Origin of the sequence: Caballeronia sp. ATUFL_F2_KS9A (assembly GCF_023630765.1) — a bacterium.
Lineage (GTDB): Bacteria > Pseudomonadota > Gammaproteobacteria > Burkholderiales > Burkholderiaceae > Caballeronia > Caballeronia zhejiangensis.
Genome location: NZ_JALQEK010000032.1, coordinates 266,112 through 280,418, shown reverse-complemented (window position 1 = coordinate 280,418; position 14,307 = coordinate 266,112). Strand labels below are relative to the sequence as shown.

Below are 14,307 nucleotides of genomic sequence, written 5' to 3'. Positions count from 1 at the left end.
TTTGTCTCCGCTTGTTCCGCTTATTCCGCGTACGGGGCGAGCAGGGCGCGCACTTCGGCGGCCGTGCCCAACGTGATTACCTTTGCCGCGAGCTGGCGGGCTTCGTCCATCGTGAGGCGCGCGAGTTGCGCCTTGATCGAGCCGACGGCAGGCACGCTGACCGACAGCTCGTCGATGCCGAGGCCGACGAGCACCGGCACCGCCATCGCATCGGACGCGATGCCGCCGCACACGCCGACCCACTTGCCATGCTTGTGCGCGCCATCGACGGTCATGCCGATCAGACGCAGCACCGCCGGATGCAGCGCGTCCGCCTGTTTCGCGAGCTTCGGATGTCCGCGATCCATCGCGACCGTGTACTGCGTCAGATCGTTGGTGCCGATGGAAAAGAAATCGACTTCGCGCGCGAGCGGCTCGGCGATGAGCGCGGCGGACGGCACTTCTATCATCACGCCGACCTTGACGCTGTCGATGCGATCGCCGGCTTCTTCCTGAAGAAGCCGCTTGGCCGCGCGCACTTCCTCGATGGACGCGACCATCGGGAACATGATGTGCAGATTGCCGATCGGCGCGGCCCGCAAAATCGCGCGCAATTGCGTGCGGAACATATCGGGACGATCGAGGCTCACGCGCACGCCGCGCAGCCCGAGGAACGGGTTGTCCTCTTTCGGCAGCGGCAGGTACGACAGCGGTTTGTCGCCGCCGACGTCGAGCGTTCGCACGACGAGCGGACGCTCGCGGCCGAGCGCTTCGGCCACGGCGCAATATTCGGCGGCCTGTTCGTCTTCCGACGGCGCGGTGTCGCGGTTATCGAACAAAAATTCGGAACGCAGCAGTCCGACGCCTTCCGCGCCCGCCGCGACCGCATCGCGCGCTTCCTGCGCATTCCGGATATTTGCAACGACCTCGACGCGATGCCCGTCCGCCGTGACGGCCTGCTTGCTCGCGGCGACTTTCTCTTCCTCGCGCTTTTTCGTCTGACGGTCGATGCGCTCGCGCGCCTTGGCCAGATCGTCCGCACTGGGATTGCGCCGCAGGCTGCCGTGAGAACCGTCGAGCACGACGAGCGTGCCATCGGGCAATTGCAGCGCATCTTCGTCGATGCCGCAGATCGCCGGAATGCCGAGCGAGCGCGCCAGAATCGCGACGTGACTCGTCGCGCCGCCGGTCGTCGTGCAGAAACCGAGCACCTTGCTGCGATCGAGCGAGGCCGTGTCCGAGGGCGAAAGCTCCTCGGCGATGAGGATCGATTCGTCCGCCACGTCGATATGCGCCTGCTTTACGCCCGCGAGCAGCGCCAGCACGCGGCGGCCGACATCGCGGATATCGCCCGCACGCTCGCGCAGAAGCGCGTTGTCGACCCTCTCCAGATTGCTCGCCTGCGTCTCGAACGCGGCGCGCCACGCAAAACCCGCGCTCTTGCCGTCGCTGATGCCGGCGATGGCCGCGTCGGTGAGATCGGGATCGTCGAGCAGTTCGAGGTGCGCGTCGAGGATCTGCGCCTTCGACGGATCGGTCAGATTCGCCTTCAGCGCCTCGATTTGCTGACGCGCTTCGTGATGCGCGGCGTCGAGCCGTGCGCGTTCGCGTTGCGGCGATTCGCCCGCCTCGGCCACGTCGATGACTTCGCGGCGGAACTGCACGATCTTGCCGACCGCGAGTCCCGGCGACGCGGATACGCCCGTGAATTCGTTGGCGTTCGTGGACGGGGCGCGCGCCGGTGCGACCGGTTCGGACGCGGCAACGGCAACGGCGGGCGCGGGCGCGTCGCCGGGCTTTTCGCCCGAGCCCGACGCGAGCAGGCGCGCGAGCGCGGCGGCGGCTTCGCCGGCATCGGGGCCGGCGGCCTCGACGCGCAATTTGTCGCCGAAGCTCGTCGCGAGCGCCATCAGCGCGACGACGGATTTCGCGTTCGCGCTGTCGTCGCCGCGCAGGACGCGAATGTCGGATTTGTATTTCTTGGCTTCGGCGGCAAATACCGCAGCGGGCCGCGCGTGCAGGCCTTGCGGATTCGGCAGCGTGATTTCGTCTGACCGGATGGCGCCTGCTGGGCCGCCGCTCGCGTCGTCCGCGGCGGCGCCGACGAATTCGACCGTCAACGCGACGTCCTTGCCCGCCGTGACGAGGCCCGTGGCGGGCACGTAGCGGGTCACGAGCTCACCGTTGGCGATGACCATCTGCGTGAGCAGGCTCACGGCCCGCGCGCCGACGACGACCGGATCGAAGCGGATCAGCGGCTGGCCGGTCGTGACGGTGTCGCCTTCCTTGACGAGCGGCGTGAAGCCTTCCCCGCGCAGCATCACGGTGTCGAGGCCGATGTGGATCAGCACCTGGAGACCGCTTTCGCCGGTGATCGTCGCCGCGTGCGCCGCTCGATGCAGCTGCGTGACTGTCCCCGAGAGCGGGGCGAGCAATTCGTCCGAAGTGGGATCGATCGATACGCCGTCGCCGACCATCTTCTGCGCGAAAACTGGATCGGGCACGGTGTCGAGTTGGACCATCACGCCTGACAACGGCGCTATCAACTCGATTCGTGCCAAACGTTGAGGAGCTTTCATGTGAACGACTCCTTGTCCTTTGACGATGAGCTGGAACCGGCCTGAGATCAATCATAGGCAACGGCTCCATGATTCGCTGACCGAATGGATGTGCGTTCGCAAAAGCACGCAGTACGTGCCGGAATGCCCACATCGATTCGGATTCTGAAACGCCGCGTTCTGCTTTCAAGAGCAGTGGCGGCAAAAAGCGCGCTATTGTTTCGCGGCGCAATGACGATTTCTAGAGACGACATTCGAATCGCGGCGATCCGTCGCAGGTAACGGGGGCTCGCGCTACTAAGCTTGTTAAGTAACAAATGCAAGAGAAAGGAGCGCAAACCATGACCTACCGCAACAAGACTGAAGCTTATTGGGAGCCGCTGTTGACAATCGCGCGCGACGAGCTAGGCATTCAATCGTTCGATCCGATCGGCAAGCCGAGCGCGGACATCCGCATGTGTCGCGTCGACGAAATCGGGCGCGCGCTCGAACGCGCTTACGACTTGGGTCTTTTGGTCGGAAACGGCGTGAAGCGCGCGGCGAGCACCGTCTGAAGACGGTTGGCGAGACGGTTTCTGAGGTCGCGAGCCCGTGCTCGAGCCGCTCGAATCCGCCGGGAATCCATACCCGTGCAACTCCCGATATAGAAGTAAGCAGCCGCTGGCTAAGATCGCTGGTTGATCATCGCTTAGGCCGCACCGAGTACATGAAGGACGAACGCCTCGTCGAAATGAGGATTTTCAAGGCCGTCGCGGAAACCGGCGGATTCACCGCTGCGGCGCTCATGCTCAACCTTCAGCAGCCGTATGTCAGCCGCGCGGTCTCGGCGCTCGAAAAGCGCCTCGGCGTCGCGCTGCTCAGGCGCTCGACGCGCAGTCTGCAGGTCACGCAGGAAGGCAACGAATATCTCGCGCTGTGCAAGCGCATTCTCGACGACATCGACACCGGCGAAGCCCAACTCGCGCGCGCGGGTCAGCACATGACCGGCAGTATCCGCGTGACGGTCGCGACTTCGTTCGGCATGGATCAGATCGTGCCGCTCATTCCGGGCTTTCTGGAGCGCTATCCCGGCCTGCGGGTGCGCCTGTCGCTGTCGGATACGCTCGCGGATGTGATCGGCGAAGGATTCGATGTCGCGATCCGCATGGGAAGCCTGCAGGACTCGAATCTCGTCAGCCGCAAGCTGTGTCATCTGCAACGCGTCGTGACCGCGTCGCCTTCGTATATCGCGCGGCACGGCGTGCCTTCGGTGCCGGCGGATCTCGTCAACCACAATTGCCTGATGTGGGAGCCGCCGATGGATCATCTCAACCATTGGCCCTTCATGGTCGATGGCGAGCGCACGTCCATGCTCATCGACGGCAACTTTCAGACGAGCAGCGGCGTGAGCTCGGTGTACATGTGCCTCGCTGGCGTCGGCATCACGCGCATGGCCGAGCATATGGTGCTTCCGTCGATTCGCAGCAACATGCTCGTGCCGCTCTTGACCGACTTCCAGCCGAAGGACGAAACCGCGATCTATGCGCTGTATCCGCGCGACTCGTCGCTGCATCCGCGTGTGCGGGCGTTCATCGACTACGTGACGGAAAGGCTCAAGCGGCCGCCGTGGGCCGCCTGAGCCGGCGTTTCACTTGTCGTCGAGCGTCTTCGGCAGACGCATGGTCATCGCCGCGCCGAGCACGAGAAACGCGGAGATCACGTACATGCCGATTTCCGCGTGACCGACCATCACATTGAGCATGCCGACGAGATAAGGCGATACGAAGCCCGCGATATTCCCGACCGAATTGATGAACGCGAGCGCCGCCGCGACCGATGCGCCGACGAAGAGGCTCGTCGGCAGCGCCCAGAAGAGCGCGACGCACGAATAGACGCCCGCCGCCGCGATCGACAGACATAGCGTCGTCATGATCGGGCCTGCCGAAAGCCACATGCTCGTGGCCAGTCCAACCGCGCCGATCAGCATGAAGAGGGCGAAATGCGCGCGGCGTCCGCCGGTGCGGTCGGCGCTGCGATTCGACACGAACAGCGCGATCGCCGCCACGACGTTCGGCACCGCCGAATACAGGCCGATGGACAACGGATCGGTCACGCCGCTGCGCTTGATGAGCGAGGGCATCCAGAAGCCGAGCGCGTAGAGGCCCATGATGAGGCAGAAGAAGATAGCGCAGAACCACCACAGCTTCCGGTTGGCGAGAAACGCGCGCACGCTCGGATGATCGATCTTGCCGGCGTTCTCCGCGCGAATTTCGGCCAGCACGTTCGAGCGCTCGTCCTCGCTGATCCATCGCGAGCGCGCGGGATCGTCATCGAGAAAGGCAAGCACGACGAACGCGAGCACGACGGCCGGAATCGCTTCGATCAGAAAAAGCCATTGCCACGCAGCCATATGCGCGTTGCCGGAGAACGCATGCAGGATGTAGCCGGAGATCGGACCGCCGACGACGAACGCGAGCGGCGCGCCCATCACGTAGATGGACATCGCGCGGCCGCGATAGCGGGCCGGAAACCACAGCGTGAGCAGATACATGATCGCGGGCGCGAAACCGGCTTCGGCGGCGCCGAGCAGAAAGCGCGCGACGTAGAACTGCATCGGCGTCTGCACGAAGATCATCGCCGCCGAGATGACGCCCCACGTCAGCATGATGCGGGCGATCCACTTACGCGCGCCGACACGGCGCATGATGAGGTTGCTCGGCACCTCGAAGAAGAAGTAGCCCGCGAAGAAGATGCCCGAGCCGAGGCCGTAGATCGCGTCGTCGAAACGCAGTGCGTCGAGCATCTGCAGTTTCGCAAAGCCAACGTTGACGCGGTCGAGATAGGCAACGAGATAACAGATCAGCAATAGCGGCAACAGCCGCCAGTAGGCTCGGTAGTAAGTGCGGCTCATGTCCGTCTGTCTGACGGCTTCTTCGCCATATAGCGCGTCCATGCGTGTCTCCAATATAGATTTTCTTGAGCGCTCTCGGGCGGCATGCGCGGGCAAGTTGCGACATGGCGCATGCCGCCGCCGTACCTCGCACACCGATGGGTCAGTCGAGGTAATCCGGCTCCTGCTCGTTGATTTCGTAGAGCATGGTCTGGAAATGCAGCCAGCTGATGAACGAATTGCCCAGATGGCGATGCGAATACTCCGCGAACTCCGGATCGATCTCGATCGGGCGCGACTCGGCCGCGTCCATCAGCAGTTGCATCCTGCAGCAATGATCGAGCGCGATGAACGTCCACACGGCATCGTCGATACTGTGACGGCTCGCGGTCAGCAGCCCGTGATTCTGGTGGATGATGGCCTTGTGATCGTTGAAGGCGCGCGCGATCGGATTGCCCGATTCATTCGCGACCGGCACCTTGCCCGCGCCATCGCGCACCACCGTATGGCTGCCGTAGAACATGCACGCGTCCTGCGTCACGTAGTCGAGCGGCTTGCCCATCGCGGCCCAGGCGTCGCCGTTGACGGTATGCGCGTGACACGAGCCGATGATGTCGGGGTTCTCCGCGTGAATCGCCGAATGCAGCACATAGCCCGCGCGATTCACGGCGTACTTGCCTTCGATCACCGTGCCCGAATGATCGACGAGCACCAGTTGCGATGTCTTCGTGCGCGACCACGGCACGCACATCGGATTGGTCCAGAAAAGCTCCGGATGCTCGGGATCGCGCACCGTCAGATGGCCTCCGAAGCCGAAGCTGAAGCCATGACGCGCGAAGATCCGGCACGCGGCCGCGAGATGCTCCTTGCGATAGCGGCGTTCCTCGGCGGAACTCGAAAACGTCGGTTCTTGCGGAAAAATCAGGTCGTCCTGTGTCGGACTGTAGACCGAGTCCTTGGCGTCCATCAACATCGTTTCGTCTCCTCGTGAAGGTATGGAATGCCAGTATAGAAGCGGACTTTCGGCGGATTCAGGGGCTATCCGGAATAGGATTTATGCATATCGTCCGGCCCGCCGCTTCACCGGCGCCTGTGCCGCGCGTGCGATTTCGGCCATCCGGCGATTTTTGTCCACCGTTGACAAGGAAAAATTTGACGCATTAGACTGGGTTCCATACCTCGCGGCCTGACAAAGATGTCCGCCCGAGGATCCGGCACAGAAGCCCCCTGACGAACCCGCGGTTCGTCAGGGGGCTTTTTTTTGTCCGCGTTTTTCCCCCTGTTCTAGCGCTCATTTCTGGAGAATCCGCATGTTGCTGAAGCCGTCGGGCTGGATGCGTCTCGCCCTTACCGCAGGACTTGCACTGACTTCGCTCGCATCGAGTGCCGCCGATCCCGTGAAGATCGGCCTGCTGGAAGATGCCTCGGGAAACTTCGCACTGGCGACCATTCCGAAAATTCACGCCACGCAACTCGCAGTCGATGAGATCAACGCGAAGGGCGGCATCCTCGGACGTCCTGTCTCGCTGATCGCCTACGACACGCAATCCGACAACACCAAGTTCCAGGAACTGGCACGGCGTCTCGTTCAGACGGACAAGCCCGATGTGATCTTCGGCGCATTCTCGAGCGCATCTCGCGAAGCGATTCGGCCGATCATGGACCGCGCGAAACAGCTTTACTGGTACGACAATCAGTACGAAGGCGGCGTGTGCGATACCAACACGTTCGTCACGGGCGCCGTGCCCGAACAGCAATTCTCGACGCTGATCCCGTGGATGATGCAGAAGTACGGCAAGAAGGTGTACACCATCGCCGCCGACTACAACTTCGGGCAGATTTCCGCCGAGTGGGTCCGCAACATCGTCAAGGAGAACGGCGGCACGATGGCCGGCGAGGAATTCATTCCGCTGTCGGTATCGCAGTTCGGACAGACGATCCAGAACATCCAGAAGGCGAAGCCCGACTTCGTGGTGACGTTGCTGGTCGGCGCGAATCAGGCGTCGTACTACGAGCAGCAGGCGTCGGCACATCTGAATCTGCCGATGGCGAGTTCGGTCAACGTCGGTCAGGCGTATGAGCACAAGCGCTTCAAACCGCCTGCGCTGAAGGACATGTACGTGACGGCGAACTACGTCGAAGAAGTCGATACGCCCGCCAGCAACGACTTCAAGAAGCGCTTCCACGCGAAGTTCCCGAACGAGCCGTACATCAATCAGGAAGCAGCGAACGCGTACGACGCCATCTATCTCTACAAGGCCGCCGTCGAAAAAGCCAAAACGACGAATCAGGACGCGGTGCGCAAGGCGCTCGAAAGCGGCATCTGCACGGAAGGCGCGCAGGGCAAGGTGTGCATGGACCCGAAGAGCCATCACGCGAGCCACACCATTTACCTCGTGCATGTGAAGGACGATCACTCGGTCGATATTCCGAAGGTCTGGGACGACGTCCAGCCGTACTGGCTCGGCAAGGTGGGCTGCGATCTGCCCAACAAGCCGGATCATCGCCAGTACACGCCGTCGAACCTGCCCAAGAAGTCCTGATCGTCCTGATCCGGGCCGGCGCGCGCGCCGCACACGACGGGCGCGCGCAGGTCTCTTGAACGTGGAGCATGCATGGCCACCTTTTCGGTTCTCTATTCGCTCGTCTATCAGTTCGGCGACAGCTTCGCCTATCTGGTGCTCGCGGCGCTCGGTCTCGCGGTCATCTTCGGCATGATGGGCGTCATCAATCTCGCGCATGGCGAGTTCATCATGTGCGGCGCCTACGTGACGATCATCGCGGCCAAGCGCGGCTTGCCGCTTCCTCTCGCCATGCTGCTCGGGGCGCTCGCGGCGGCGCTCGCGGGCGTGGTGATCGAGCGGCTCGTGATTCGCCACCTGTACGACCGCTTGTTCGATTCCGTGGTGGCGACGTGGGCAATCAGCCTCATCGTGCAGCAGACCATGCTGCTCGTCGCCGGACCTTCGATAGAAGGCATCGGCACGCCGTTCGGATCGTTCTCGCTCGGCGATTATTCGTTTTCGACGTACCGCGCCGTGCTGCCCGGCATCGCCCTGGCCATCCTGTTCGCGCTCTATCTGCTGTTCTTCAAGACGAACTACGGCGTCTGCGCCCGCGCGACGATCCAGAACGCCAGCATCGCGCAATGTCTCGGCCTGCGCACGGACCGTCTCTATACGCTGACGTTCGCGCTCGGCGCGGGACTCGCGGGCCTGACCGGCGCGCTCTATGCGCCGACCATGACCGCCGTGCCGACGATGGGCAGCAACTTCATCGTGCAGGCGTTCGTGTCGGTGGTCGTCGGCGGCGCGAACGTGATCGCGGGGACGACGCCCGCCGCGGCCGTGCTCGCCGTCATCCAGACCGCGCTCACGGCCTCGTATGGTCAGTTGTTCGGGCAGATCGGCCTGCTGGTGACGGTCATCGTCGTGATCCGGCTGATGCCGCAAGGTCTCGGCAACCTCTTTTCCCGCGCGCGCTAGGAGGCAATGTGAAGCAAACGAAAGAGCCTTCGCGGCTATCTCCCGCGAGCGCCACGACTCGCGCGGCGCACTACGTGCCCTGGCTCGTGGCGCTCACGCTGCCGCTCGTCGTGGATGCCACCACGAGCGGCAATCTCGCGTACTGCCTGTTGTGGGCGTTCGGCGCGGTCGGCCTCGCCGCAATGTGGGGCTATGGCGGCATCCTGTCCTTCGGGCAGACCGCCTTCTTCGGATTGGCGGGCTACAGCTACGGCATCTTCACGCTGAATTACGGCGATGCCTGGTTCGATTCGTGGCTCGGTCTCGGCGCGGGACTGGTGGTGAGCATCGTCGCGGCGGCGCTGATCGGCTACATGATCTTCTATGGCCGCATCAAGGGCGTGTTCATCGGCATCGTCACGTTGTCGGTGACGCTCGTGCTCGAAACGTTCATGTCGCAGACGGCCGGTCCGCAATGGGCGATCGGCGAAGCGCGCCTGAACGGCTACAACGGCATGGGCGGCATGCCGCCGCTCACGGTTCCCTGGCCGGGCGGACCGCTCACGCTGGAAAACGCGAGCTTCTACTACCTCGTGCTGATTCTGCTGATCGTCGTCTATGCCGCGATGCGCAAGCTGCTCGACGGCACGTTCGGCCTCACGCTCATCGCCATTCGCGAGAATCCGCAGCGCGCCGAGATGCTGGGCGTCGATATCCGCCGGCATCAGTTGCTCGTGTTCGTGCTCGGCTGCACGCTCGGCGGATTGTCGGGCGCCCTGTACACGATCTGGGGTTCCTACATCACGCCCTCGACGATGGGCCTCACGTCCGCCGCCATGCCTGTGATCTGGGTGGCGACGTCGGGCAGAAAGAGCATCGGCGGGACCATTCTCGGCACGGCGCTCCTCGTGTGGCTTTCGCAGAATCTCGCGGTGTACGGCAGCCAGTACGCGCTGATCCTGCTCGGCGCGATCCTGTTGATCGTCGTGCTCGCGGCGCCGGAAGGTCTGCTGCCGTTCGTCGCGCGGCATCTGCGGCGCATGCAGGGCCGCGCGGGTCAGGATGCGCCTCGCGGCGGCGCATGTCTCAAACGGGAGGAGGGCAAGTCATGACCACGCTGCTGGAAACGCGCGGACTCAAGAAGCACTTCGGCGGCGCGCACGTCATCAACGGCATCGACTTCCGCATCGATGCAGGCGAGATTCGCTGCGTGATCGGGCCGAACGGCGCGGGCAAGAGCACGTTCTTCAAGCTCATCACGGGGGAGCACCGGCCGTCGGAAGGCAGCGTGATATTTCTCGGCCAGGACATGAGTCATGTGCTGCCGCACGAACGCATTCGCATGGGCATGAGCATCAAGTTTCAAATTCCCGGCGTGTTCCCGGACCTGAGCGTGCGTCAGCACTTGCAACTGTCGCTGCATCGCGCGAAGGACGATCGCCCCGAAAGCCTCGATGAACTCTTGCAGCGCTTCATGCTGGAAAACGAGGAACATGTGCTCGCGCGCAATCTGTCGCACGGCAAGAAGCAATGGCTCGAAATCGCGATGGCCGTATCGCTGCGTCCGAAGCTGCTCTTTCTCGATGAACCCGTCGCCGGCATGTCCGTCGAGGAAACCCATGCGACCGGCGAGCTCATCAAGCGTCTGTCGGCTGCGGGTCTCACGATGATGGTGGTCGAGCACGACATGACCTTCGTCAAGCAGATCGCGTCGCGCGTGACGGTGTTGCACGGAGGAAGCCTGCTCGCCGATGGCCCGCTCGACGAGATCCTCGCACGCGACGATGTCGCGGAAGTCTATCTGGGGAAGAAGAAATGAGCGCGTTGCTTCAAGTGTCGGGCGTGGAAGCGGGATACGGCGGCGGACGCGTTCTCAACGGCGTGTCGTTGAGCGTCGGGGCGGGCGAAGTGCTGGCGCTCATCGGGCGCAACGGCGTCGGCAAGACGACGCTGATGCGCGCGTTGATCGGGCTGATCGATCTCGATGCGGGGAGCATCGAACTCGATGGCGAATCCATCGGCCACGAAAAGCCGTATGTTCGCGCGCAGAAGGGCATGGGCTACGTGCCGCAAGGCCGCGAGATTTTCGGCGCGTTGACGGTCGCGGAAAACCTGCAGGTCGGCGCGCAGGCGAATCGCGCGCAGGCGGCGCAGATGAAGGACAAGGTGGTCGGCTATTTTCCGATTCTGAAGAAGCGCTACCAGCAGAAGGCCGGAACCATGAGCGGCGGCGAACAGCAGCAGCTCGCGATCGCGCGGGCGCTCATCAGTTCGCCGAAAGTGGTATTGCTCGATGAGCCCTCCGAAGGCATCCAGCCATCGATCGTCGATCTGATCGGCGAGACGCTTCAGCAGATCGCGCGTGAAACGGGCATCGGCGTGGTGCTGGTCGAGCAGGACATGGGGATGGTCGAACGCATCGCGACGCGCTGCTGCGTGATGGACAAGGGCCGCATCGTCGAGACGCTGAGCCCCGCGCAGCTCGCGGACGAACAACTGATTCGCCAGTATCTGGCACTGTGACGGAGACGAAACATGAAATGGCTTGAAGACTCGATCATGATGAAGCGTGGCGTCGGCGCCGATCGCGAGCCGGTGGAACACCATCTGACCGAGGAAATGCAGAAGACGTATCACTACACGATCGGCCCGTACTCGCAGCCGGTCTTGCATGTGAAGCCCGGCGATCGCGTCGTCGTGGAAACGCGCGACGCGTTCGAAGGCAAGATCAGGGAGGAGACGGACAAGCCGTCGCAAGTGCTGCAGGTGCCGTTCCTCAATCCGCAGAACGGGCCGATCATGATCGAGGGCGCGGAGAAGGGCGATGTGGTCGCCGTCTACATCGAAAAGATGGCGCCGCGCGGCGACGATCCGCACGGCTTCTGCTGCATGATCCCGAACTTCGGCGGATTGACGGGCACGGATTACACCGCGCTCCTGAACGAGCCGCTGCCCGAAGTGGTGCGCAAGATCAAGATCGACGAAGAAAACGTCTACTGGAGCAAACGCAACACGCTGCCGTACAAGCCGCATATCGGCACGCTGAGTCTTTCACCCGAAATCGATTCCATCAACTCGCTCACCCCCGACAATCACGGCGGCAACATGGACGTGCCCGACATGGGGCCGGGCAGCATCACGTACTTGCCGGTGCGCTCGCCGGGCGGACGGCTGTTCATCGGCGATGCACACGCCTGTCAGGGCGACGGCGAAGTCTGCGGCACGGCCGTCGAGTATCAGAGCACGACGACCGTGCGCGTCGATCTCATCAAGAAGTGGCAGATCGACTGGCCGCGCCTCGAAAACGAAGATGCGCTGATGAGCATCGGCAGCGCGCGGCCGCTGGAAGACGCGACGCGCATCGCGTACCGTGAACTCGTGCTGTGGATGGCCGCGGAATACGGCTTCGACAAGTGGGACGCGTACATGATGCTGAGTCAGGTCGGCAAGGTTCGACTGGGCAATTTTGTCGATCCAAAATATACGGTTGGCGCAATGGTCGCCAAGCACTACCTCAAATAACGCGTCAGTCAGACGAATCCAGAGCAGTTGGTATCACGCGCGGGGCCGCCGTTCCGCGCGCATTCGAGAGCGTGTCACGAAATGGCTTTGTCCGATCCCATCCGAGTGGGCCTGTTGTGCTCGACGAGCGGCTCGACCGCGTTGCTCGAGCAGTCTCAATGGCGTGGTGCGCGCCTCGCCGTCGAAGAGATCAATGCGCGCGGCGGCATAGGCGGGCGCGAGCTCGTCGCCGTCCACTACGATCCCGCGTCCGATCCGGCTGCGTTCCGCGAGCTTGCGGAGCGTCTGATCGTGAAGGACGGCGTCAATACGATTTTCGGCGGATACACATCGACGAGCCGCAAGGCGATGCTGCCCGTCGTCGAAAAGCACAACCGTCTGCTGATTTACGCGCAGATGTACGAGGGCTTCGAGTATTCGGACAACATCATCTACAGCGGCGCGTCGCCCAATCAGAACGGCGTGCAACTCGCGGACTTCATGACGGAGACGTTCGGCGCGCGCGTGTATTTCGTCGGTTCGAGCTATGTCTATCCGTACGAATGCAACCGCACCATGCAGGAGCTGCTGCTTCAGCATCCGGAAGGCGCGATCCTCGGCGAACGCTATCTTTCGCTCGACGCCACGCGCGAGCAGTTCGAACAGGTCGTCGCGGACATCCTGCGCAAGTCGCCGGACTGGATCTTCAGCACGGTCATCGGCGCGACCGTGCCGTATCTCTACGATGCCTACGCGCACGCGGACTTCGATCCGTCGCGCATGCCGATCGGCAGCCTGAACACATCGGAGACGGAAATCCACGCGATGCAGCGTGGCATCGCGGCGGGGCACATCACGGCGGCGCCGTATTTTCAGAGCATCGACACGGAAGAGAATCATCGCGCGGTGGCGCATCATCAGTCGCGCTACGGCTCCGATACCCCGACCGACATGAACTGGGAGGCCGCGTACTATCAGATGCACATGTTCGCCGAGGCCTACGCGCGCTCGGGCTCCGACGAGATCGGCGCGATCATGCCGCATCTGCTCGGCTCGGAATACGCTGCGCCGCAAGGCCGCGTGCGTATCGATCCGGTCAATCATCACATGGCGCTCTATCCGCGCATCGGCCGCGCGAATGCCGACGGCCAGTTCACGATCCTGCGCGAGTCCAAGTTCGCCGTCGGCCCCGATCCGTACATGACGCGTCAGACGCTCGGGGACTGGGTCACGAAGCTGAGCACGCGAGAGTACTGACGTGAGCGCGCGAACAGACAGAGGCCAGCGAAGCCTGACGGGTTCGATTCTCGAGCGCAATGCGCGCGTCGTCGTGTTTCATCCCGATGACGATGACGGACTGACGCTCACGAATCATCTGAGGCGCATGGGCTTTCAGGTGGAGCGATGCTGGCCGCCCACGGACACGCTGCCCGAGAAGACCGATCTGGTGTTTCGCGCGTTGCTGCCCGAAGAGCGTGCGCCGAAGGGCGAGTGGAGCGGTCCGGATGCGCCGCCCGTCATCTGCGTGGTGGCGTATGAGAACCCGACGTTCATCGATCAGGCCATCAAGCTGGGATCGGACGGCATCGTCACGACGCCCATTCGCGCCTCCGGTCTCTTGTCCACCGTGGTGATGGCGCTCTATCACGCGAGGCGCGCGCGTCAGCATACGCAACGCATCGCGAGGCTCGAACAGAAGCTGCTCGACAGCCGGCATCTGCAGGAAGCCAAGAACATTTTGATGATCATGCATCGCGTGAGCGAGCGCGAAGCGTACGACATGTTGCGCGCGCAGGCGATGGAAAAGCGCGTGACCATCGACGATATCTGCCACTCCGTCATTCAGGCGGGCGAAGTCCTGCAGATCGCGCGCGGACTTTCAACGGAGGACGGGCGCGACCGGGAGTGAGCGCGTCGTGCCGCCATTTTCATCGAC

Annotated in this window: 13 protein-coding genes; 10 read left to right on the top strand and 3 right to left on the bottom strand. The window is 63.1% G+C overall.

Features of this window, described 5'->3' with window-relative positions:
- Nucleotides 1–20: 20 nt before the first annotated feature.
- Nucleotides 21–2,558: a phosphoenolpyruvate--protein phosphotransferase gene (gene ptsP / locus NCS67_RS22045; protein ID WP_250436562.1), complete on the bottom strand. Its 2,538-nt coding sequence runs from the start codon at nt 2,556–2,558 to the stop codon at nt 21–23.
- 320 nt (nt 2,559–2,878) lie between these two features.
- Between ptsP and NCS67_RS22040 the strand changes: the two genes are divergently transcribed.
- The gene (locus NCS67_RS22040) at nt 2,879–3,091 is read left to right on the top strand and encodes a DUF6900 domain-containing protein (RefSeq protein ID WP_250436561.1); all 213 of its coding nucleotides are present in this window, start codon (nt 2,879–2,881) and stop codon (nt 3,089–3,091) included.
- Nucleotides 3,092–3,243: 152 nt separating this feature from the next.
- Nucleotides 3,244–4,155, top strand: a complete 912-nt coding sequence (locus NCS67_RS22035) for a LysR family transcriptional regulator (protein WP_008348147.1) — start codon at nt 3,244–3,246, stop codon at nt 4,153–4,155.
- Nucleotides 4,156–4,164: 9 nt separating this feature from the next.
- Here NCS67_RS22035 and NCS67_RS22030 read toward each other — a convergent pair whose 3' ends face one another.
- Both NCS67_RS22030 and NCS67_RS22025 read right to left on the bottom strand, forming a co-directional pair.
- Nucleotides 4,165–5,469: an MFS transporter gene (locus NCS67_RS22030; protein ID WP_250436560.1), complete on the bottom strand. Its 1,305-nt coding sequence runs from the start codon at nt 5,467–5,469 to the stop codon at nt 4,165–4,167.
- Between the two features lie 100 nt (nt 5,470–5,569).
- Nucleotides 5,570–6,379: a class II aldolase/adducin family protein gene (locus NCS67_RS22025; protein ID WP_008348142.1), complete on the bottom strand. Its 810-nt coding sequence runs from the start codon at nt 6,377–6,379 to the stop codon at nt 5,570–5,572.
- A gap of 337 nt (nt 6,380–6,716) precedes the next feature.
- Here NCS67_RS22025 and NCS67_RS22020 point away from each other — a divergent pair, with 337 nt between their 5' ends.
- The 8 genes from NCS67_RS22020 to NCS67_RS21985 all read left to right on the top strand — a co-directional run bounded on the left by NCS67_RS22020 (nt 6,717) and on the right by NCS67_RS21985 (nt 14,280).
- A complete protein-coding gene (locus NCS67_RS22020) occupies nt 6,717–7,949 on the top strand; it encodes an urea ABC transporter substrate-binding protein (RefSeq protein WP_008348141.1) in 1,233 nt (410 codons plus the stop codon).
- A 72-nt stretch (nt 7,950–8,021) separates the two neighbouring features.
- Entirely contained in the window at nt 8,022–8,891 is an 870-nt protein-coding gene (locus tag NCS67_RS22015) for an ABC transporter permease subunit (protein WP_250436559.1), read from the top strand.
- Between the two features lie 8 nt (nt 8,892–8,899).
- Nucleotides 8,900–9,982 (top strand): ABC transporter permease subunit, encoded by a 1,083-nt coding sequence (locus NCS67_RS22010; RefSeq protein WP_250436557.1) that lies wholly within the window; start codon nt 8,900–8,902, stop codon nt 9,980–9,982.
- Nucleotides 9,979–10,689, top strand: a complete 711-nt coding sequence (locus NCS67_RS22005; RefSeq protein WP_250436555.1) for an ABC transporter ATP-binding protein — start codon at nt 9,979–9,981, stop codon at nt 10,687–10,689. The genes NCS67_RS22010 and NCS67_RS22005 overlap by 4 nt, the downstream gene beginning before the upstream one ends.
- Nucleotides 10,686–11,393 carry an ABC transporter ATP-binding protein gene (locus tag NCS67_RS22000; protein WP_008348132.1) on the top strand — a complete coding sequence of 236 codons (708 nt, stop codon included), beginning with the start codon at nt 10,686–10,688 and terminating at the stop codon, nt 11,391–11,393. The genes NCS67_RS22005 and NCS67_RS22000 overlap by 4 nt, the downstream gene beginning before the upstream one ends.
- 12 nt (nt 11,394–11,405) lie before the next feature.
- Nucleotides 11,406–12,392 (top strand): acetamidase/formamidase family protein, encoded by a 987-nt coding sequence (locus tag NCS67_RS21995; RefSeq protein ID WP_008348131.1) that lies wholly within the window; start codon nt 11,406–11,408, stop codon nt 12,390–12,392.
- An 81-nt stretch (nt 12,393–12,473) separates the two neighbouring features.
- Nucleotides 12,474–13,628 (top strand): transporter substrate-binding domain-containing protein, encoded by a 1,155-nt coding sequence (locus tag NCS67_RS21990; RefSeq protein WP_250436553.1) that lies wholly within the window; start codon nt 12,474–12,476, stop codon nt 13,626–13,628.
- 1 nt (nt 13,629) lies between these two features.
- Nucleotides 13,630–14,280, top strand: a complete 651-nt coding sequence (locus NCS67_RS21985; RefSeq protein WP_008348127.1) for an ANTAR domain-containing response regulator — start codon at nt 13,630–13,632, stop codon at nt 14,278–14,280.
- The last annotated feature ends 27 nt before the right edge of the window (nt 14,281–14,307 follow it).

Excerpts from the sequence above, each read along its gene's own strand:
- ptsP (WP_250436562.1), bottom strand. The coding sequence starts at position 2,558 with ATGAAAGCTCCTCAACGTTTGGCACGAATCGAGTTGATAGCGCCGTTG.
- NCS67_RS22040 (WP_250436561.1), top strand. The coding sequence starts at position 2,879 with ATGACCTACCGCAACAAGACTGAAGCTTATTGGGAGCCGCTGTTGACA.
- NCS67_RS22035 (WP_008348147.1), top strand. The coding sequence starts at position 3,244 with ATGAAGGACGAACGCCTCGTCGAAATGAGGATTTTCAAGGCCGTCGCG.
- NCS67_RS22030 (WP_250436560.1), bottom strand. The coding sequence starts at position 5,469 with ATGGACGCGCTATATGGCGAAGAAGCCGTCAGACAGACGGACATGAGC.
- NCS67_RS22025 (WP_008348142.1), bottom strand. The coding sequence starts at position 6,379 with ATGTTGATGGACGCCAAGGACTCGGTCTACAGTCCGACACAGGACGAC.
- NCS67_RS22020 (WP_008348141.1), top strand. The coding sequence starts at position 6,717 with ATGTTGCTGAAGCCGTCGGGCTGGATGCGTCTCGCCCTTACCGCAGGA.
- NCS67_RS22015 (WP_250436559.1), top strand. The coding sequence starts at position 8,022 with ATGGCCACCTTTTCGGTTCTCTATTCGCTCGTCTATCAGTTCGGCGAC.
- NCS67_RS22005 (WP_250436555.1), top strand. The coding sequence starts at position 9,979 with ATGACCACGCTGCTGGAAACGCGCGGACTCAAGAAGCACTTCGGCGGC.
- NCS67_RS22000 (WP_008348132.1), top strand. The coding sequence starts at position 10,686 with ATGAGCGCGTTGCTTCAAGTGTCGGGCGTGGAAGCGGGATACGGCGGC.
- NCS67_RS21995 (WP_008348131.1), top strand. The coding sequence starts at position 11,406 with ATGAAATGGCTTGAAGACTCGATCATGATGAAGCGTGGCGTCGGCGCC.
- NCS67_RS21990 (WP_250436553.1), top strand. The coding sequence starts at position 12,474 with ATGGCTTTGTCCGATCCCATCCGAGTGGGCCTGTTGTGCTCGACGAGC.